Raw genomic sequence first — 18,983 nt, forward strand, 5'->3', positions numbered from 1 at the left:
TCTTAAAGAAATTAAAAGAAGCTATAAATTTACTTTTCCATAAGCCAAAATTAGATATAATCAAAGCTCATTTTTTAAGAAAGGACAAAAGATGTTAGAAGGTATCGTTAGAGAGAGTATCGGTAGAAAAGCTGCTAAAGCTTTAAAAAGAGATGGTTATCTAATCGCAAACATCTATGGAAAAGGATTAGAAAACATCAATGCCGCTTTTAAAGTAAATGAGTTTATTAAAGAAGTTCGTAAAAAAACTACTTTAATTTTTGATGTAAAAGTAGGTTCTCAAACTTTAAGCGTTGTAGTTGTGGATTATCAAAAAGATCCTGTAACTGCAGAGCTTAAACATGTGGATTTAAAAGTTGCACAAAAAGGTGTGATTTCTAAGTACATGGTTCCGGTTAAAATCACAGGAACAGCTATAGGTCTTAAAAATAAAGGTGTTTTAATCCAATCAAAAAGAAGATTAAAAGTAAAATGTGCAGCTGAAAATTTACCAAATTTCTTCGAACTTGATGTAAGTAAACTTGATGTGGGTGATGCTTTACTTGTTCGTGATATTGTAGTTCCTGCGGGAGTAACTATAATTGATGCTGATAGAGTAGCGGTTGTAGGCGTAGAAAAAGCTAGATGATTTTAGTCGTAGGGCTTGGCAATATAGGCGTAGAGTATGAAAATACCCGTCATAATGTCGGTTTTATGCTAATTGACTTGCTTTTAAAAGAAAGCAATTTTACAAATCTTACAAACTCTAAATTTAAAGGAGAACTTTTTAAAATAGGTTCTTCTTTACTTCTTCTTAAACCTAGCACTTATATGAATAATTCAGGACTTAGTGTAAAAGCAGTGAATGATTTTTATAAATGCGAAAGAATGATAGTTATCCATGATGATATAGATATAAATTTAGGATCCTTGCGCTTTAAAAAAGGCGGTTCAAGTGGTGGACATAATGGACTTAAAAGCATAGATACTTTATGTGGAAATGATTATGAAAGAGTGCGTATAGGAGTGGGAAAGGGTGAAAATGTGATTTCCCATGTTTTAGGTAAATTTAAACCCGAAGAAGAAATAACCTTAAGCAAAGTTTTAGAGCATACAAAAAAAGCTTTGCTTGAGCTTATTGAAAATGATGATTTGTCTGCTATATCATCCAAATACAGCCTAAAGGCTTAAGATGTGGATATTTTTTCGTTTTATTTCAGGGATTTATCTAAAAAATTTTTTTATTATATTTTTTTCTTTACTTGGTTTTTATTGCGGTATTGATTTGCTCTTAAATTTTAAAGATCTACCAAAAGCCGCAAATCTTGATTTGCTTTATGTTATGTTTTTATCTTTCTCGGCAGTGCCTTATGTATTACCCATTTCCTTGATTTTTGCCTTGGTAGTTTCTTTGATTTCTATGATCAGAGCAAATGAATTTGTAAGTCTTTATGCGTTAGGACTGAGCAGAAATTATGTTATTTTATTTCCTTTTTTATGGGCTTTATTTTTTTGTTGTGTTTATATAGGATTGAATTTTACTTCTTTTGCTTATGCAAATGATTATAAGAGAAATATTTTAAAAAATGGCACTATTATGAATCAAAGTGGAGAAGTGTTTTTGAAATTTAACAATAATTTTGTTTATATTTCAAAGATAAACAATGGACAAAATAGTGCTCAAAATATAAAAATTTTTAATATCAATGATTTAAATTTAAGCTCTTTTGTAAGTGCTAACCTTGCCCATTTTGAAGGTGAAAGTTGGATTTTGCGAGATGGTAATATTACATTATTACCTAAAAACTATGAACTTGCTAATGATGGTTTAAAAATACAAGATTTCTCCGAGCTTAAATCACTTGAGGGTTTTAAACCAAAGATTATAGAAGGGGTTGCTAGTAATAGTGATTATTCAATATCTGATGCACTTGAAAGTTTTGAGCTTTTTAAAGCACAAAATGTCAATACAGATGCTCTTAAAATCAATCTTTATAAATTTGTTTTTACTCCTTTTTTTGCACCATTTTTAATGCTTATTATGTATTATTTTTTTCCTGTAATAGCAAGATTTTTTAATCTTGCTTTTGTAACTTTTATAGCTTTTGTAGCGACTTTGATGATTTGGGGAGTCTTGTTTTTGCTTACTAGATTAAGCGAAAATAGTGTGATTGCAAGTGAAATTGGCATTGTAGCGCCTATTATAATTTTGGGTTGTTTAAGTGCTTATATGTATTATAAGCATCGATAAATTAAGCTTTGTGTAGTAAAATTATAAAAATTAAAGGTTAAATATGGATTATAAACAATTAAAGCAAGAATTTAATACTCCTTTTTATATTTACAATTTTGATTTCATAAAAGAGCGTTTTTTAAATCTCAAAGAGGCTTTTAAGGCTAGAAAATCTCAAATTTTTTATGCTGTAAAAGCCAATTCAAATTTAAGTTTGTTGCAAATGCTTGCAAATTTAGATAGTGGATTTGATTGTGTGAGTATAGGCGAGGTAAAGCGTGCCTTAAAAGCAGGGGCAAAAGCTTATAAGATTATTTTTAGTGGAGTAGGAAAAACCAAAGAAGAGTTAAGACAAGCTTTAGAATATGATATTTTATATATTAACCTTGAAAGCGAAGCTGAAATGATGCTTTTAGAAAGTGTGGCTAAAGAACTTAATCTAAAGGCAAGAATTAGTATTCGTGTTAATCCAAATGTTGATGCAAAAACACATCCTTATATTTCTACAGGATTAAATGAAAATAAATTTGGTGTTGAAATTGATACAGCAAGAAAAATGTATCTTTATGCAAAAAATTCATCTTTTTTAGAGCCTGTTGGAGTGCATTTTCATATAGGTTCGCAACTTTTAGATATTTCTCCCATTCATGAAGCAGCAGGCATCGTTGCAAAACTTGTAAGAGAGTTAAAAGCCTTGCAAATCGATCTTAAATTTTTTGATATAGGCGGTGGTTTGGGTGTGGCTTATGAAAAAGATGAGTGTGAAGTTGATCTTTATAATTATGCACAAGGTGTATTAGCACAACTTCATGGGCTTGATTTAACTATAGGAATGGAGCCTGGAAGGTATTTAGTTGCTAAAAGTGGAGAATTTGTTTGTTCGGTGCTTTATGAAAAACAAAATAAAACCAAGCGTTTTGTTGTAGTAGATGGAGCGATGAATGATCTTATACGCCCAAGTTTATACGAGGCTTATCATGAAATAATCTTACCTTATAATCAAGCTCAAGAGAGTTTATGTGATGTTGTGGGCGGAATTTGTGAGAGTGGAGACTTTTTTGCTAAAGCAAGGTCTTTACCCAGCACTCAAAGTGGTGATATAATGGTTATTAAAAATACTGGAGCTTATGGTTTTAGCATGAGTAGTAATTACAATACTCGTAATAAAGTTTGCGAATTAGCCCTCGAAGAAGGACAGGTAAGATTGATCCGTCAAAGAGAAAATTTTGAAGATCAAATCGCTTTAGAAGAGAAATTTTTAAAGGCTTAAAATGTTTTTTTTAGATGTTCAAGGGACTTTAATTTCTGATCATGATAAGAGTTTAATCCATGGTGCTAAAGAATTGATCGATTTTTTAAATGCAAAAAATCTTCCTTATGTTATTATTACTAACAATACAAAAAAACTTGATTTTTTAGAAAAATTACAGCAAAAAGGATTGGCTATAAAAGAAAATGCTTATATTGATCCTTTTAGCGTTTTAAAACACCTTTTAAAACCTTGTAAAGTTGCGGCTTTTGGTGCAGATGAGTTTGTAAAAAGTCTTGAAAATCTTGGTTTTGAGCTCGATTTTGTAAATCCTAGTGCTGTGCTTGTAGCTAGTTATGATGATTTTAAATTTGTAGATTTTGCTAGTATGATAGAATTTGCTAGAAGAGAAGTTAGGTTTATAGCTATGCACGAAACTAGCATTTATAAAAAAGATGGCAGGCCTTATCCTGGTGTAGGTAGCATTATGGCTATGCTTAAAAATGCTATTGATTTTAAATACGAGGTTGTGGGTAAGCCTAGTATTGCTTTTTATAAAGAAGCTTTAAATTTGATAAGAAGACAAAATTCAAAAATCGATTTTGAAGATATTAAAATCATTAGTGATGATTTTAGAGGAGATTTGCTTAAGGCAAAAGAACTCGGCATGAAAACCTTACTAGTTTTAAGCGGCAAAATAAGCGACACAAAAGGGCTTGATACGGATTTGCTTGATGGAGTTTATCCTAGTGTTTTTGAGTTTTTAAAGGAGCTAAAATGCTAAATTTAGAAGAATTTAGAAATAAAATCGATGCGGTTGATGATAAAATTTTAGAACTTTTAAACGAAAGAATGACTTATGTTAAAAGCATAGGCGAGCTTAAACAAAGTAGCGGGGGAAGTATTTATCGTCCTGAGCGCGAAAGAGCCATTATCAATCGTTTAAAAAATGCAAATTTAGGAGTTTTAGATCAAAATGCCATAGAGGCAATTTATCAAGAAATTTTTGCAGTTTCAAGAAATTTAGAAATGCCTCAAACTATAGCTTATTTAGGGCCTGAAGGAACTTATACTCATCAAGCAGCAAGAAGTCGTTTTGGAGCGATGAGTCGTTATATAGCCTTGGCTAATATCGAAGATGTTTTTAAAGAGTTAAGCAACAAAGAAGCAAAATACGGTGTTGTGCCTATAGAAAATAATACCGAAGGTGCAGTAGGTATTACTTTAGATTGTCTAGGTAGGTATAATGAGCTTAAAATTTTTGGTGAAATTTATATGGATATTCATCATTCTTTTGTGGGAATTAATGAAAATTTAAAAGAAATCAAACGTATTTATTCGCATCCACAAGGTTATAATCAATGTCGTAAATTTTTAGAAAGTCATGAACTTAGTGCTATAGAATTTGTTCCTTCAAAATCTACAGCTAATGCGGCTTATCTAGCTTCGCAAGATAAATATGCAGCAGCAATTTGCTCTAAAATAGCGGCTAAGCTTTATAATGTGCCTGTGCTTTTTGATAAAATAGAAGATAATGCAGCCAATAAAACAAGATTTTTAATTTTAAGCGATATTAAAAATCCTAAAATGCCAAATTGTAAAACTTCTATTTTAGCACACACAGCACATAAACCTGGGGGGCTTAGCTTTTTATTAGAGCAGTTTAAAAAAGAAAATATCAATCTTACCAAGCTTGAATCTCGTCCTGTAAAATCAAAAGAATTTTTACACAGTTTTTATATAGATTTTGAAGGGCATATTGATGATGAAAATGTAAAAAAAGCTTTAAAAGATATACAAGAGATTGTTTGGCTTGGATCTTATTTATCAGGAGAGAAAGATGAAATTTAATGAATTTTTAAATCATTTAAGCAATTATGAACCCGGCAAAGATATAGAAGTTATTGCTAAAGAATATGGCGTTAAAGAAGTGATAAAATTAGCAAGTAATGAAAATCCTTTTGGCACGCCACCAAAAGCTATAGAATGTTTAAGACAAAATGCAAACAAAGCCCATCTTTACCCTGATGATAGTATGATAGAACTTAAAAGCACATTGGCTCAAAAATACAAAGTTCAAAATGAAAATATTATTATCGGTGCAGGCAGTGATCAAGTGATTGAATTTGCTATACATGCTAAGTTAAATTCTAAAAATGCTTTTTTGCAAGCTGGAGTTACCTTTGCTATGTATGAAATTTACGCCAAACAATGCGGTGCAAAGTGCTATAAAACTCAAAGCATTACTCATAATTTAGATGAGTTTAAAAAGCTTTATGAAACGCACAAAGATGAAATTAAACTCATTTTCTTATGCTTGCCAAACAATCCTTTAGGCGAGTGTTTGGATGCAAGTGAAGTGACCAAATTTATTAAAGGTCTGGAGGAGGATTGTTTAGTTGTGATTGATGCAGCTTATAATGAATTTGCAAGTTTTAAAGATAGCAAAAAACATTTAGAACCTTGTGAATTGATTAAAGAATTTGACAATGTACTTTATTTGGGAACTTTTTCTAAGCTTTATGGATTAGGAGGCTTACGCATTGGTTATGGCATAGCTGATGCTAGTATTATTAGTGCATTTTACAAGCTTCGTGCGCCTTTTAATGTGAGCAATCTTGCTTTAAAAGCAGCAGTTGCAGCAATGGATGATGATGAATTTACTGAAAAAACTTTAGAGAATAATTTTTCTCAAATGGAGCTTTATAAAGAATTTGCTAAAAAACATAATATCAAAATCATTGATAGTTATACAAATTTCATCACTTATTTTTTTGATGAAAAAAATAGTACAGATTTGTCTGAAAAATTGCTTAAAAAGGGTATAATAATAAGAAATTTAAAAAGCTATGGTTTAAATGCTATACGCATTACTATAGGAACATCTTATGAAAATGAAAGATTTTTTACAGAATTTGATAAGATTTTAAGATAGATATAAATCAAATAAAAATATGTAAAATTCGCCAAACTAAGGGATGAGAATTAATGGATTTTAAAAATATGTTTCATCAAATTGGGCAACTTTATCAAAATTTAACTCGCAAGCAGCGTATAGTGATTGCTGCATCTATTGTAGTGGTGGTTGGGTTTTTGGTTTTTTTAGCTTTATTTCGCGGAAGTGGTAGTAATGCAAATAATGGATATGCAGTTTTAGTTGAAAATGTAAGTCCAAGTTCTTCTGCTGCAATTGTAGCTAAACTTGAACAAAATAATATTCCCTATAAATTAGAAAGTGAAAATAAAATTTTAGTTCCACAAGATCAGGTTTATCGTCAAAGAATGTTTATTGCAAGCGAAGGTCTTATAAAAGATAGTCGCGTGGGTTTTGAAGCTTTTGATACTCAAGCTTTTGGAGCTACAAATGAAGAGCAAAAGGTAAAATACCAAAGAGCCATAGAAGGCGAACTTGCAAGAACTATTGAGACTTTAGAACCTATTCGTAGTGCTGTTGTACACATAGCATTTCCTAAAGATAGTGTTTTTACCGAAAGGCAAATTCCGCCTACAGCTTCAGTTGTTGTTAATGTTCGCGAAGGCTTAAAGCTTACTAGAAAACAAATTGATGGTATAAAAAATATTGTTTCAGCGGCAGTTCCAAAACTTACTAAAGAAAATGTTAAGATTAGTGATCAAAGTGGTGTACCTTTAGATGAGCAAGAAGCATATGAAGATGACTTGGTTCGTGCGCAAATTAAATTTAAAAGTGATCAAGAAAAAGCTTTAGAAGATAAGATTATAGAAAATTTAGCTCCTTTTGCAGGTGGTATGGATAAAGTAAAAGTGAGTGTAAATATAGATTTTGATTTTTCCAAGCAAGAATCTCAAAGTGAAATTTATGATCCAAATCCTATAGTGCGTAGTGAGCAAACTTTAAACGAGGAAAGAACAGGTAGAAAAGATCCAGAAATTCAGGGTGTTCCAGGTGCTGTTTCTAATATAGGTCCTGTTGAAGGACTTGACAATAAGGGTCAAATTGACACTTATAAAAAAAATCAAGTTACTACAAATAATGAACTTTCTAAAACTATTACAAATACCAAAAAACAATTTGCAACAGTTTTACGCACTTCAGCAGCTGTTACTATAGATGGAAAATATCAAGATGTGGTTGATGAAAATGGAAATGTAAAAAGCGAATATGTTCCATTAACCAAAGAAGAGCTTGCAAGTGTTGAGAGTATAGTTAAAAATACTATTAATTTTAGTGCCGCGAGAGGTGATAGTGTTGTAGTTCAAAATTTACCATTTCATCGCGAGTCGATTAGAGTTGAAAGTAAAGTTAAAACTTTTTATAATCGTTTTATTGAGCCGTTTATTCCACCGGTTAAGTATTTTATTGCAGCGATTTTACTTTTTATTTTTTACAAAAAAGTTATTACTCCATTTACTCAAAAAATGCTTGAAGATGTCGCAGCACAAGAAGAAATGCAGCAAGGTCCAAATGCTGTTTTAGATGATGTTGAAGATACTTTGGAAAAAATGAATGCAGCAAGGAAAAAAGTTGAAGAACAACTTGGTTTCGGAGATAATTTCAATGAAGATTCTATCCAGTATGAGGTTTTGCTTGAAAAATTGCGTGGTTTGGTAAGTGATAAAAGCGAGGAAATTGCTGCACTTTTGCAAAATTTAATTCAAAACGATAGTGAATTTGGTGAAAAGGATATGTGATGATAAAGCTAAGTGAAGAACAAAAAATGGTCTATGATGATTTATCGATGCCTGAAAAGGTGGCGATATTTCTTATACAACTTGGCGAAGATGCAACAACTTCTGTGTTTTCACATATGGAAATTGATGTAATTACAGAAATTTCACGTTATATTGCTATGGCTAAAAATGTTGATAGATCCGTAGCTACTGCAGTTTTAGAAGAATTTTACACTCTGCTTCAATCAAATCAATATATTAAAAGTGGTGGTTTGGAATATGCTAAAGAAATACTTTTTCGTACTTTTGGGCCAGAGATTGCAAATAAAATTCTTGAAAAACTCACTAAAAGTATGGAGAATAATCAAAATTTTGCTTATTTGGCGCAAATTAAACCACAGCAACTTGCAGACTTTATTACTAAAGAGCACCCACAAACCATCGCTCTTATTTTGGCACACATGGATTCTATTCATGCGGCAGAAACTTTAGAGTATTTTAGTGATGAATTAAGGGCTGAGGTGGTTATAAGAATGGCAAATCTTGGCGATATTTCTCCAAGTATTATTAAAAGAGTTTCTGCAGTGCTAGAAAGCAAGCTTGAAAGTCTTACCTCTTATAAGGTTGAAGTGGGTGGCCCAAGAGCAGTAGCAGAAGTGCTTAATCGTTTGGGTCAAAAAGCAAGCAAATCAACCATTACTTATATTGAACAAAGTGATGAACGCTTAGCAGAGACTATTAAAGAGCTTATGTTCACTTTCGATGATATACAAAAACTTAGTACTCAAGCTATAAGAGAAATTTTAAAAGTAGCTGATAAGCGTGATTTAATGATAGGTTTAAAAGGTGCAAGTGAAGAGTTAAAGCAAAAATTCTTAGCCAATATGTCTACGCGTGCAAGCGAAGCTTTTCTTGAAGAAATGGGTTTTTTGGGTGCTGTGCGTGTTAAAGATGTTGAAGATGCACAAAGAAAGGTTGTTGAAGTGGTGCAAAAACTTGCAGAACAAGGTCTTGTTCAAACAGGCGATGCGGATGAAATGATAGAGTAGGTGAGAGATGGTTAATCGTAGTAATGTAATTTCCGGTGGGGATTCTGATCAGCATGTTGTTGAAGGATATCGTTTTAAAGTTATTTCAGAATTTGATAATCATACAGGTGAAAAAAAACATACTCAAACTCCAGATGAAGAAAATGCTAATATATCTTTAAATGACGAAAAACCAGTCGAAGAAAATCATGCTATTGCCCCTACGCAAGCTGTTATGGAAACTCAAATTCCAACATTTCAACCAAGTTTTGTTGAAGATTTGCTTAAAAAAACAGATGAAATGTCAAGCAATATTATTAAACTTCAAATGCAAATAGAAAGTCAAGAGAATGAATTTAATAACCGCTTAAATTCAGAACTTGAAAATGCTAAAGAAAAATTTGCCAAAGAAGGTTATGAGAAAGCAAAAGAAGAATTTCAAAAGGAATTGAGTGATTTTAAAGATAAGTATTTAAAAAGTATAGCCAAGCTCGATAATGCTTGTGAAAATCTTGAAAATTTTATAGAAAAAAACGAGAAAGAATTAGCAGATACCGCTATAGATATCGCTAAAGAAGTAATCTTAAAAGAGCTTGAACTAAATTCAAGTAAGATAGCTTATGCTTTGGCTAAAGATTTAATCGGCGAGCTTAAGGGTGCTAGTGCAATTGAGCTTAAGGTTAATGCAGAGGATTATGAGTATTTAAAAGAGCAATTTGATCAGAATACTCATATTAAAATAAGCCTTGATGATGCAATTAGCAAAGGAAGCGTTGTTATTATAAGTGACGCAGGCAATATAGAGTCCAATCTTAACTCTCGTCTAACTAAAATTAAAAAAATGGTGAATAATGAGTAAAAAATTTGCCCATACTCAAGAAGAGTTAGAAAAGCTAAGTTTAAAAGAATTAGAAAATTTAGCAGCATCTATGCGTGAAAAAATCATACAAGTTGTGAGTAAAAATGGTGGGCATTTAAGTTCAAATTTGGGTGCTGTAGAACTTAGTATAGCAATGCATTTGGTTTTTGATGCAAAAAAAGATCCTTTTATTTTTGATGTGTCACATCAGTCTTATACACACAAGCTTTTAAGCGGAAAAGAAGAAATATTTGATACTTTAAGACAAATCAATGGTTTAAGTGGTTATACAAAACCTAGCGAGGGAGATTATTTTGTAGCAGGGCATTCTAGCACCTCTATTTCTTTGGCAGTAGGTGCTTGTAAGGCCATTGCTTTAAAGGGTGAAAAACGTATTCCTGTTGCTTTGATTGGAGATGGTGCTTTAAGTGCGGGTATGGCCTATGAGGCTTTAAATGAATTGGGTGATTCTAAATTTCCTTGCGTAATACTTTTAAATGATAATGAAATGAGTATTTCAAAACCAATTGGAGCAATTTCAAAGTATCTTTCTCAGGCTATGGCAACACAGTTTTATCAAAGTTTTAAAAAGCGTATTGCTAAAATGTTGGATATATTACCTGATAGTGCTACTTATATGGCTAAGCGTTTTGAAGAGAGTTTTAAACTTATTACTCCTGGGCTTTTGTTTGAAGAATTAGGGCTTGAATATATAGGGCCTATTGATGGACATAATTTAGGTGAAATTATTTCTGCATTAAAACAAGCAAAAGCTATGCAAAAGCCTTGTGTGATACATGCTCAAACCATAAAGGGTAAAGGCTATGCTTTAGCTGAAGGAAAACATGCTAAATGGCACGGGGTAGGAGCTTTTGATATAGATAGTGGAGAGAGTGTTAAAAAAAGTGATACTAAAAAATCTGCTACTGAAATTTTTTCTAAAAATTTGCTTGATTTAGCCTCAAAATATGAAAATATTGTTGGGGTTACGGCGGCTATGCCAAGTGGAACAGGTCTTGATAAGCTTATAGAAAAATATCCAAATCGTTTTTGGGATGTGGCTATTGCAGAACAGCATGCAGTAACTTCTATGGCTGCTATGGCAAAAGAAGGATTTAAACCTTTTATTGCAATATATAGCACCTTTTTGCAGCGTGCTTATGATCAAGTGATCCATGATTGTGCAATTATGAATTTAAATGTGGTTTTTGCTATGGATAGAGCAGGGATAGTAGGTGAAGATGGGGAGACACATCAAGGTGTTTTTGATCTTAGTTTTTTAGCTCCTTTGCCAAATTTCACTCTTTTAGCCCCAAGAGATGAGCAAATGATGCAAAATATAATGGAGTACGCTTATTTACATCAAGGACCTATTGCTTTTCGTTATCCTAGAGGGAGTTTTATTTTGGATAAAGAATTTAATCCTTGTGAGATAAAACTTGGTAAGGCACAATGGCTTGTAAAAAATAGTAGCGAAATTGCTTTTTTAGGTTATGGACAAGGTGTGGCAAAAGCGTGGCAAGTTTTAAGAGCCTTGCAAGAAATGAATAATAATGCTAATTTGATTGATTTAATTTTTGCTAAACCTTTAGATGAAGAGCTTTTGCGTGAGCTTACTAAAAAAAGTAAAATTTGGTTTATTTTTAGTGAAAATGTTAAAATTGGCGGTATAGAAAGTTTAATTAATAATTTTTTACAAAAATATGATTTGCATGTAAAAGTTATTAGCTTTGAATATGAAGACAAATTTATTGAACATGGAAAAACAAGTGAGGTGGAAAAAAATCTAGAAAAAGATGTCAATAGTTTGTTGACGAAAGTTTTGAAATTTTATCATTAAATAATAAAAAATATTATTTAATATAAACTTCTTTTAATAAAAATTTTATTATTATTTCCACTTAAAAAAGCAAGGAATAAATACAATGGAATTACTACAAATGCTTAAAAAACATGAGTTAAAAGCTACTCCGCAAAGACTATGTGTTTTAAAAATTTTAAAAAGACATGAACATCCTAATATTGATGAATTATATGCAGAAATTAAAAAAGAATACCCTTCAATCTCTTTAGCGACGGTTTATAAAAATCTTAATACTTTACAAGAACAAGGTTTAGTTGTTGAAATCAATGTTTTAAATCAAAAAACTTGTTACGATATTTATGAAGAAGAACATATTCATGTAGTTTGCACCAAATGTGGTGGTATAGAGGATTTAAGTTTTAAAGATGCTAAGCTTTATGAATATCAAGAGCATTTAGAAAAAAAGATAGGCAATCTCGTCAATCATCTGTCCGTTTGTGCTTATGTTGATAGTTGTAAAAAGTGTCATTAAGCAAAATAAGGTTAAAATAGCCCATATATTTTAAGGGTTATTTTAATGGTTTATGAAATTCAAAAAAACTTTTTACTATCCGATTGCACTCTTTTAGAGAATTTAAAAAAAGATAATATACCTTTTCGAAATTCTAAATTTGAAACTTTTTATACTCAAATAACTTCAAATCATAGTGTTAAATTTCAAAGTTTTTGCAATGAATTTTATAAAATTACAAAATTTAATAATTCAATTTTAGAACAGAATCAAGAAGAGAAAATTTCTAAAAAAAAATTTGAAAAAGCTCGAAAAAAGATTATAGGAAAGAGCATTAAAAAAGAACGCTTCGAATTTAAATTGTGTTCTTTAAAAAGTTATATTGATATTTATGAAGAGCCTAAAATTTGTATTTTAAAAATATTTTTTCCAACATTGGATAGTTCTAATGAATTTAAAATTCCTAAAGATTTTAAAATTCAAAAAGAATTACATCATGATTTAAATTCTAAACATATCGTTTTATATGGTTTTGAATATCAAAAGTTTGATATAGAGAAATGTTTTAAAATTATAGAAAAAAATCAGAATTTTAGCTTGGATTTTCCAAATTATATTAATGCTTATGATGGATTTAGGGTTTTTTTATTTTATTTATTTAAAAAATTAAAATTTTATTGGACTTTATCTTTAGAGAGAAAAGATAAGCAAAGTTTATGTGAATTTTTATTTTATTCAAGAAGTTTGTATATAGTTTTATCAAGCATGAATACTATTTTAGATAAAAATTTGAGTAATATTTTGGCTTTAAAGTTTAAAGATATAACGAAAAAAACTCAAGATATTTTAGCAAGTGAAAATTCAAATCAAGATTTATTGCTATTTTTAAGTGATGAAAAAATCCAAGATTTGTTTAATGATTTTGATTTTTTCATAAAGGAAAATTCTTTTTATGAAGGCGATTGCAAAGATAGGTTTTTTAAACAACTTGTTGCGTTAGAACTTAGAAAAAAAATTATTTTATTTAGAAAAAATATACTAAAAAATTTTGATTTAGAGCTTTTTGAAAATAGTTTTTTTGAATTGGCAATATTTTTAGAATATTTTTATCGTTTTTTAGAGATAAAAAATTTAAACAAACTTTATGAAAAATATTGCAAAGATAGGGATAAAAATATTTTTTCGAAAATAATCAATAATAAAAATAAATTTTGCAAATTGCTTAAAAAATCAAGTAAAAATTTGAAAATTTACAAAGGATAAAAATGCAAAAACAAGAAAAAATTATAGAAATGTTTAATCAAATTGCACCTACTTATGATAAGGCGAATAGAATTTTAAGCTTTGGAGCTGATGTAGCGTGGCGCAAAAAAGCTTGTCAAAGAGTGATGAGTTTGTATTTAAAAAAAGATTTAAAAATCGCTGATATTGCCTGTGGCACAGGGGATATGATAGAGATTTGGCAAGAGAGTGCTTTAAAAATGGAAAAAAATATTTTAAATATTAAAGGTATTGATCCAAGTAGTGGCATGCTAAATGTTGCAAAAGAAAAATTTCCAAATGTCGAATTTATAGAAGCAGGGGCGCAAAATTTACCTTTAGAAAGTCAAAGTTTAGATATTTTAAGCATTAGTTATGGCATTCGCAATGTTGTAGAAAGACAAAAAGCCTTAAGCGAATTTGCTAGAGTACTTCAAAAAGATGGTATTTTGGTAGTTTTGGAATTTACAAAAAGAGAAAAGGGTGGATTTATAGCAGCTTGTAGGGATTTTTATCTTAAAAATATTTTACCAAGTATAGGTGGGATAATCAGTAAAAATAAAAGTGCTTATGAGTATTTGCCAAACTCTATTGAAGGATTTTTAAGTAAGGAAGAATTCATCTTAGAACTTAAAAATGCTGGTTTTGAAATGCTTGATTATAAAAGTTTTAGCTTTGGCGTGAGTTCAATGTTTATAGCAAAAAAACTATGACACCAACAGAATTAAATCTTAAAGCAAAGGCTTTATTAGAAGCACATTTTGATGATGTAGTTTTAAGTGGAGAAATTTCAAAAATCACTTTACATGGTTCAGGGCATTGGTATTTTGATTTAAAAGATGAAAGATCAAGTATTTCTTGTGCTATGTTTAAAGGAGCTAATTTAAAAGTCGGATTTAAACCAGCGGTGGGGGATTTTTTAGAGCTTTGTGGAAGTGTGAGTTTATATCCTGAAAGCGGTCGTTATCAATTTATCGCTACTAGTATGAAAAAAGCAGGTTTTGGGGATTTGGAAGCGCAGTTTTTGGCTTTAAAAGAGTGTTTGCAAAAAGAAGGACTTTTTGATCCACGCTTTAAAAAATCTCTGCCAAAATTTCCTAAAAAAGTAGGCATTATCACTTCAAAAACTTCTGCTGCTTTGCAAGATATGTTAAAACTTATTCATCATAAAGAATATTTTTTGGCAAAAATTTATATTTTTGATGCTTTAACTCAAGGAAATAATGCTCCTTTTTCTCTTATGCAAGCTTTAAAAAAAGCTGATGATATGGATTTAGATGTTCTTATTATAGCACGTGGTGGAGGAAGCAGGGAAGATCTTTTTTGTTTTAATGATGAAAATTTAGCAAGAGAGATTTTTAAAGCAAAAACTCCTATTATTTCAGCCATAGGACATGAGATTGATTATGTTATTAGTGATTTTGTTGCAGATTTTAGAGCTCCAACGCCCTCAGCTGCTATAGATGCTTTGTTTTATTCTAAGTTAGATATAGAACAAAGTTTAGATTTAATGGAAGAAAAATTAATGCAACTTTGGAATCATAAAATACAAAATTATGAAAATTTGCTTTTAAATTTAAGTAAATTTTTCAAATTTAATTCTTTACCAAAAATAATAGATGAAAAAATAAAACAAAGCTATAATATAGAAAAGCAATTAAATCATCTACTGGCAAATCAAATGCGTTATAATGAATTAAAATTAGATAAATTGCAAAATGCTTATTTGCAACATGAGAATTTTTTTAATAAAAGCAAAAAGTTTATTTGTATCAGAAAAAATGGTAAAATAGCAAATTTAGAAGATCTTAAGAGTGATGATATCGTTATTTTAAGTTCTCAAACTTCTCAAAAAGAAGCAAAAATTTTATAAGGATAGATTATGAGAAAAATCAATTTCAGCGCAGGGCCATCAACTTTACCTTTAGAAATTTTAGAGCAAGCTCAAAAAGAACTCTGTGATTATCAAGGTAGGGGTTATTCTATAATGGAAATTTCTCACCGCACAAAAGTATTTGAAGAAGTGCATTTTGGAGCACAAGAGAAAGCTAAAAAACTTTACGGGTTAAATGATGATTATGAAGTATTATTTTTACAAGGTGGAGCAAGTTTGCAATTTGCTATGATTCCTATGAATTTAGCTTTAAACGGGGTTTGTGAATATGCAAATACAGGAGTTTGGACAAAAAAAGCAATTAAAGAAGCACAAATTTTAGGTGTCAATGTTAAAACCGTAGCAAGTAGCGAGGAAAGTAATTTCGATCATATTCCTAGTGTGGAATTTAGTGATAATGCTGATTATGCTTATATTTGTTCTAATAATACTATTTACGGCACTCAATATCAAAATTATCCTAAAACTAAAGCTCCTTTGATTGTGGATGCATCGAGTGATTTTTTTTCTAGAAAAGTAGATTTTTCAAATATCGCTCTTTTTTATGGCGGAGTGCAAAAAAATGCTGGAATTTCGGGTTTAAGTTGTATTTTTATCCGTAAAGATATGTTAGAAAGATCTAAAAATAAACAAATTCCTAGTATGTTAAATTATTTGACTCATGCCGAGAATCAGTCCTTGTTTAACACGCCTCCAACCTTTGCCATTTATATGTTTAATCTTGAAATGGATTGGCTTTTAAATCAAGGTGGGCTTGATAAAGTGTATGAGAAAAATTCTCAAAAAGCTACTATGCTTTATGAATGTATTGATTTAAGCAATGGATTTTATAAAGGACATGCAGATAAAAAGGATAGATCTTTAATGAATGTGAGTTTTAATATTGCTAAAAATAAAGATTTAGAACCTCTTTTTGTAAAAGAAGCCGAAGAAGCTGGAATGATAGGACTTAAAGGACATAGAATTTTAGGAGGAATTCGTGCAAGTATTTATAATGCACTTAATTTGGATCAGGTAAAAACCTTGTGTGAATTTATGAAAGAATTTCAAGGAAAATATACATGATAAAGCGTTTTGATGAGTGCGATAGAATGTCGCAAATTATTGTTTTTGATAAATATTTTAAGACCGCAGGACAAGTGGCTTTTGAACCTAGCGGAGATATTAAAAAACAAACCAAAGAAGTGCTTGCAGAACTTGATGCTTTGTTTGAAAAAATAGGCGCAAGCAAAGGAGATTTAATTCAAATTCAAATCTGGCTAGCTAATATGAAAGATTTTGATGCAATGAATGAAATTTATGATGCTTGGATTAAAAATTACCCTAAACCTGTTAGAGCTTGTGTGGGAAGTGCTTTAGCAGAGGGTTATTTGGTAGAAATTCAAGCTTTTGGAAAGTTAAGAGAGAATTAAAAATTCTCCCCTCCAAATTTTAAAAGCGCAGATCCCCAAGTAAAACCACCACCAAAAGCATCCAGTAAGATCAGACTTCCTTTTTTAAGTCGACCTTCTTCATAGGCATCATTCATTGCCATAGGTATAGAAGCAGCTGAAGTATTGCCATATTTTTGCACAGTGATCACACATTTTTCATCACTTAGATTGAGTTTTTCTTGGACGGCTTTAATGATGCGTAGATTAGCTTGATGAGGAATAAAAAGATCAATTTCTTGTGCTAAAATGTTATTTTTAGCTAAAATTTCTACAACATCATTGCTAAGCGTGTTTACTGCTATTTTAAAAACTTCATTGCCCCTCATTTGCATAGAAAGTGTTTGACATAGGCTTGATTTTTGCGATCTTTGAGTCATTAAAAGATCTCCATAATTACCATTGCTTGCAGTATGTACATCAAGGATATGATTTTCATTGTCCAAACTTACAACTCCAGCACCCGCACCATCTCCAAAGAGTATGCAAATGCTTCTGTCATTGTAATCCATAATTGAACTTGTTTTTTCAGCTCCTACGATTAAAACATTTTTTTTCAAACCACTTTCTATTAAGGCTTTAGCTTGTTCAAGCAAATAGATAAAACCAGAACAAGCTGCTGAAATATCAAAAGCACTAATATTTACAAGTCCTAAATTTGAAGCAATTTTACAAGCCGTTGAAGGCATAGTAAAATAATCAGGACTTAAAGTGGCTACAAGAATTGCATCAATATCTTCAGGTTTTAAATTTGCTCTTTCTATGGCTTTTAATGCAGCTTTTGTACCCAAATCGCTAGTATTCTCATTTTCACCAGCAATACGTCTTTCTTTAATGCCTGTGCGTCTAGTGATCCATTCATCGGTAGTATCTACCATCTTTTCAAGATCGGCATTGCTTAAAATTTTTTCTGGAATATAAGAAGCTATACTTTTAAGACTGGCTTTAAGCATTGTATTTCCCAAGTTCATTTTCTATAAGTTCATTGATATGAGATTGGCTAAAATTTATAGCTTGAAAAATTGCATTTTTAATGGCCCTAGAATCGCTTTTTCCATGACTTATAATCACACAACCATTAACTCCAAGAAGGGGTGCTCCGCCATATTCTTGCCAATCAATATGTTTTTTTAATTTCTTAAAAGATGGTTTCATAAGTAAAGCACCTATTTTAGAAATAAAAGATTGCTTTACTTCGTTTTTTAAAAGTTGAAAAATTGCTGTTGCTACACCCTCACAAGCTTTTAAAATCACATTTCCATTAAAACCATCACAGACTAAAACATCTATTTCGCCATTGAAAATATCTCTACCTTCAGCATTACCTATAAAATTTGGAATTTTTTTCATAAGTTGATGGCTTTCTTTGGTAAGTTCATTACCTTTGCATTCTTCTTCGCCATTAGAAAGCAAAGCAAGACGCGGTTTTTGAATTTGCATGATTTCTCTAGCATAAACTTCACCCATTACGGCAAATTGAAATAAATTTTCAGCTTTACAATCTGTATTAGCCCCAACATCTAAAAGTAAAGTTTTGTTAGTAATATTTGGCATTAAAGTAGCGATAGCAGGTCTTGAAATACCTTTGAGTCTCCCAAGTCTTAATGTGGCTAAGGACATGCTTGCTCCACTATGACCCGCTGAAACTACAGCATCTACTTTTTTTTCTTTTAATAGATTAATAGCTTTATAAATGGTTGTTTCTTTATTTTTTAAAGCATCAGTGGCACTTTCATTCATTGAAAAAATTTCACTAGCTTCTTCATATTGTATATATTGTTCTAATTTTTTTGGTATTAAAGGTTTTAGAATTTTAGAATCTCCCACCAAGATAGCGTTAAAAGGTTTTGCTTCTAGTGCCTTTAAAACGCCTTCTATAATGGGTTTTTCTCCAAAATCACCACCCATTGCATCGATGGCAATGTTAATCATTGATTTTAATATTCCTTAGTTGTTGGATTCGCACGGTGAGGCATTTTATAGCTTCCATCTTTGTCTTTTACAGGCATAGGAAGACTAACTTTATAGTGAGTTCTGCGTTTAGCTGCGCGAGTTTTGCTCACTCTTCTCTTTGGTACTGCCATTT

20 protein-coding genes are annotated in these 18,983 nt (G+C 30.9%); 17 read left to right on the plus strand and 3 right to left on the minus strand.

Features of this window, described 5'->3' with window-relative positions; genetic code table 11:
- Window positions 1-91: 91 nt before the first annotated feature.
- The 17 genes from ELQ12_RS03640 to ELQ12_RS03720 all read left to right on the plus strand — a co-directional run bounded on the left by ELQ12_RS03640 (window position 92) and on the right by ELQ12_RS03720 (window position 16,879).
- Window positions 92-628, plus strand: a complete 537-nt coding sequence (locus ELQ12_RS03640) for a 50S ribosomal protein L25/general stress protein Ctc (RefSeq protein ID WP_002880509.1) — start codon at window positions 92-94, stop codon at window positions 626-628.
- Window positions 625-1,170, plus strand: coding sequence for an aminoacyl-tRNA hydrolase (gene pth, locus ELQ12_RS03645; RefSeq protein WP_002861093.1), 546 nt, complete (start codon window positions 625-627; stop codon window positions 1,168-1,170). Before ELQ12_RS03640 ends, pth begins: the two co-directional genes overlap by 4 nt.
- Window position 1,171: 1 nt before the next feature.
- Window positions 1,172-2,230, plus strand: a complete 1,059-nt coding sequence (locus ELQ12_RS03650; protein ID WP_074486811.1) for an LptF/LptG family permease — start codon at window positions 1,172-1,174, stop codon at window positions 2,228-2,230.
- Window positions 2,231-2,273: 43 nt separating this feature from the next.
- Window positions 2,274-3,482 carry a diaminopimelate decarboxylase gene (gene lysA / locus ELQ12_RS03655; protein ID WP_070248609.1) on the plus strand — a complete coding sequence of 403 codons (1,209 nt, stop codon included), beginning with the start codon at window positions 2,274-2,276 and terminating at the stop codon, window positions 3,480-3,482.
- A 1-nt stretch (window position 3,483) separates the two neighbouring features.
- Complete coding sequence (locus ELQ12_RS03660; RefSeq protein ID WP_002861096.1) at window positions 3,484-4,245, plus strand: HAD-IIA family hydrolase; 762 nt, start codon at window positions 3,484-3,486, stop codon at window positions 4,243-4,245.
- Window positions 4,239-5,312, plus strand: a complete 1,074-nt coding sequence (gene pheA / locus ELQ12_RS03665; protein WP_002861097.1) for a prephenate dehydratase — start codon at window positions 4,239-4,241, stop codon at window positions 5,310-5,312. The genes ELQ12_RS03660 and pheA overlap by 7 nt, the downstream gene beginning before the upstream one ends.
- The gene (gene hisC / locus ELQ12_RS03670) at window positions 5,302-6,396 is read left to right on the plus strand and encodes a histidinol-phosphate transaminase (protein WP_002861098.1); all 1,095 of its coding nucleotides are present in this window, start codon (window positions 5,302-5,304) and stop codon (window positions 6,394-6,396) included. Before pheA ends, hisC begins: the two co-directional genes overlap by 11 nt.
- A gap of 53 nt (window positions 6,397-6,449) precedes the next feature.
- Window positions 6,450-8,132 carry a flagellar basal-body MS-ring/collar protein FliF gene (gene fliF, locus ELQ12_RS03675; RefSeq protein ID WP_002870740.1) on the plus strand — a complete coding sequence of 561 codons (1,683 nt, stop codon included), beginning with the start codon at window positions 6,450-6,452 and terminating at the stop codon, window positions 8,130-8,132.
- Window positions 8,132-9,160: a flagellar motor switch protein FliG gene (gene fliG / locus ELQ12_RS03680; RefSeq protein WP_002854670.1), complete on the plus strand. Its 1,029-nt coding sequence runs from the start codon at window positions 8,132-8,134 to the stop codon at window positions 9,158-9,160. The genes fliF and fliG overlap by 1 nt, the downstream gene beginning before the upstream one ends.
- Window positions 9,161-9,167: 7 nt before the next feature.
- Window positions 9,168-9,998 carry a flagellar assembly protein FliH gene (gene fliH / locus ELQ12_RS03685; RefSeq protein WP_052858505.1) on the plus strand — a complete coding sequence of 277 codons (831 nt, stop codon included), beginning with the start codon at window positions 9,168-9,170 and terminating at the stop codon, window positions 9,996-9,998.
- Window positions 9,991-11,838 (plus strand): 1-deoxy-D-xylulose-5-phosphate synthase, encoded by a 1,848-nt coding sequence (gene dxs, locus ELQ12_RS03690; protein ID WP_070243305.1) that lies wholly within the window; start codon window positions 9,991-9,993, stop codon window positions 11,836-11,838. The genes fliH and dxs overlap by 8 nt, the downstream gene beginning before the upstream one ends.
- Before the next feature lie 85 nt (window positions 11,839-11,923).
- Window positions 11,924-12,334, plus strand: coding sequence for a peroxide-responsive transcriptional repressor PerR (gene perR, locus ELQ12_RS03695; protein WP_002870743.1), 411 nt, complete (start codon window positions 11,924-11,926; stop codon window positions 12,332-12,334).
- Window positions 12,335-12,379: 45 nt separating this feature from the next.
- On the plus strand, window positions 12,380-13,576 hold the full coding sequence (locus tag ELQ12_RS03700; RefSeq protein WP_070243304.1) for a hypothetical protein: 1,197 nt from the start codon (window positions 12,380-12,382) through the stop codon (window positions 13,574-13,576).
- A gap of 2 nt (window positions 13,577-13,578) precedes the next feature.
- Complete coding sequence (ubiE, locus tag ELQ12_RS03705; protein WP_002872421.1) at window positions 13,579-14,286, plus strand: bifunctional demethylmenaquinone methyltransferase/2-methoxy-6-polyprenyl-1,4-benzoquinol methylase UbiE; 708 nt, start codon at window positions 13,579-13,581, stop codon at window positions 14,284-14,286.
- Window positions 14,283-15,446 carry an exodeoxyribonuclease VII large subunit gene (xseA, locus tag ELQ12_RS03710; protein WP_070261189.1) on the plus strand — a complete coding sequence of 388 codons (1,164 nt, stop codon included), beginning with the start codon at window positions 14,283-14,285 and terminating at the stop codon, window positions 15,444-15,446. The genes ubiE and xseA overlap by 4 nt, the downstream gene beginning before the upstream one ends.
- 9 nt (window positions 15,447-15,455) lie before the next feature.
- Window positions 15,456-16,532: a phosphoserine transaminase gene (gene serC, locus ELQ12_RS03715; protein ID WP_002861106.1), complete on the plus strand. Its 1,077-nt coding sequence runs from the start codon at window positions 15,456-15,458 to the stop codon at window positions 16,530-16,532.
- Window positions 16,529-16,879 carry a RidA family protein gene (locus ELQ12_RS03720; protein WP_070243303.1) on the plus strand — a complete coding sequence of 117 codons (351 nt, stop codon included), beginning with the start codon at window positions 16,529-16,531 and terminating at the stop codon, window positions 16,877-16,879. The genes serC and ELQ12_RS03720 overlap by 4 nt, the downstream gene beginning before the upstream one ends.
- Here ELQ12_RS03720 and ELQ12_RS03725 read toward each other — a convergent pair.
- The 3 genes from ELQ12_RS03725 to rpmF are packed head-to-tail and all read right to left on the minus strand — an operon-like array spanning window position 16,876 to window position 18,981.
- Complete coding sequence (locus ELQ12_RS03725; protein ID WP_052949500.1) at window positions 16,876-17,850, minus strand: beta-ketoacyl-ACP synthase III; 975 nt, start codon at window positions 17,848-17,850, stop codon at window positions 16,876-16,878. The genes ELQ12_RS03720 and ELQ12_RS03725 overlap by 4 nt on opposite strands.
- Window positions 17,843-18,829, minus strand: coding sequence for a phosphate acyltransferase PlsX (plsX, locus tag ELQ12_RS03730; RefSeq protein ID WP_002870748.1), 987 nt, complete (start codon window positions 18,827-18,829; stop codon window positions 17,843-17,845). Before plsX ends, ELQ12_RS03725 begins: the two co-directional genes overlap by 8 nt.
- A 5-nt stretch (window positions 18,830-18,834) precedes the next feature.
- The gene (gene rpmF / locus ELQ12_RS03735; RefSeq protein ID WP_002862578.1) at window positions 18,835-18,981 is read right to left on the minus strand and encodes a 50S ribosomal protein L32; all 147 of its coding nucleotides are present in this window, start codon (window positions 18,979-18,981) and stop codon (window positions 18,835-18,837) included.
- Window positions 18,982-18,983: the final 2 nt, after the last annotated feature.

It is taken from the genome of Campylobacter sp. US25a, assembly GCF_004379075.1.
GTDB lineage: Bacteria > Campylobacterota > Campylobacteria > Campylobacterales > Campylobacteraceae > Campylobacter_D > Campylobacter_D jejuni.

Bases quoted from the DNA above. Each gene is read 5' to 3' on its own strand.
- ELQ12_RS03640 (WP_002880509.1), top strand. From the start codon at position 92: ATGTTAGAAGGTATCGTTAGAGAGAGTATCGGTAGAAAAGCTGCTAAA.
- pth (WP_002861093.1), top strand. From the start codon at position 625: ATGATTTTAGTCGTAGGGCTTGGCAATATAGGCGTAGAGTATGAAAAT.
- ELQ12_RS03650 (WP_074486811.1), top strand. From the start codon at position 1,172: ATGTGGATATTTTTTCGTTTTATTTCAGGGATTTATCTAAAAAATTTT.
- lysA (WP_070248609.1), top strand. From the start codon at position 2,274: ATGGATTATAAACAATTAAAGCAAGAATTTAATACTCCTTTTTATATT.
- ELQ12_RS03660 (WP_002861096.1), top strand. From the start codon at position 3,484: ATGTTTTTTTTAGATGTTCAAGGGACTTTAATTTCTGATCATGATAAG.
- pheA (WP_002861097.1), top strand. From the start codon at position 4,239: ATGCTAAATTTAGAAGAATTTAGAAATAAAATCGATGCGGTTGATGAT.
- hisC (WP_002861098.1), top strand. From the start codon at position 5,302: ATGAAATTTAATGAATTTTTAAATCATTTAAGCAATTATGAACCCGGC.
- fliF (WP_002870740.1), top strand. From the start codon at position 6,450: ATGGATTTTAAAAATATGTTTCATCAAATTGGGCAACTTTATCAAAAT.
- fliG (WP_002854670.1), top strand. From the start codon at position 8,132: ATGATAAAGCTAAGTGAAGAACAAAAAATGGTCTATGATGATTTATCG.
- fliH (WP_052858505.1), top strand. From the start codon at position 9,168: ATGGTTAATCGTAGTAATGTAATTTCCGGTGGGGATTCTGATCAGCAT.
- dxs (WP_070243305.1), top strand. From the start codon at position 9,991: ATGAGTAAAAAATTTGCCCATACTCAAGAAGAGTTAGAAAAGCTAAGT.
- perR (WP_002870743.1), top strand. From the start codon at position 11,924: ATGGAATTACTACAAATGCTTAAAAAACATGAGTTAAAAGCTACTCCG.
- ELQ12_RS03700 (WP_070243304.1), top strand. From the start codon at position 12,380: ATGGTTTATGAAATTCAAAAAAACTTTTTACTATCCGATTGCACTCTT.
- ubiE (WP_002872421.1), top strand. From the start codon at position 13,579: ATGCAAAAACAAGAAAAAATTATAGAAATGTTTAATCAAATTGCACCT.
- xseA (WP_070261189.1), top strand. From the start codon at position 14,283: ATGACACCAACAGAATTAAATCTTAAAGCAAAGGCTTTATTAGAAGCA.
- serC (WP_002861106.1), top strand. From the start codon at position 15,456: ATGAGAAAAATCAATTTCAGCGCAGGGCCATCAACTTTACCTTTAGAA.
- ELQ12_RS03720 (WP_070243303.1), top strand. From the start codon at position 16,529: ATGATAAAGCGTTTTGATGAGTGCGATAGAATGTCGCAAATTATTGTT.
- ELQ12_RS03725 (WP_052949500.1), bottom strand. From the start codon at position 17,850: ATGCTTAAAGCCAGTCTTAAAAGTATAGCTTCTTATATTCCAGAAAAA.
- plsX (WP_002870748.1), bottom strand. From the start codon at position 18,829: ATGATTAACATTGCCATCGATGCAATGGGTGGTGATTTTGGAGAAAAA.
- rpmF (WP_002862578.1), bottom strand. From the start codon at position 18,981: ATGGCAGTACCAAAGAGAAGAGTGAGCAAAACTCGCGCAGCTAAACGC.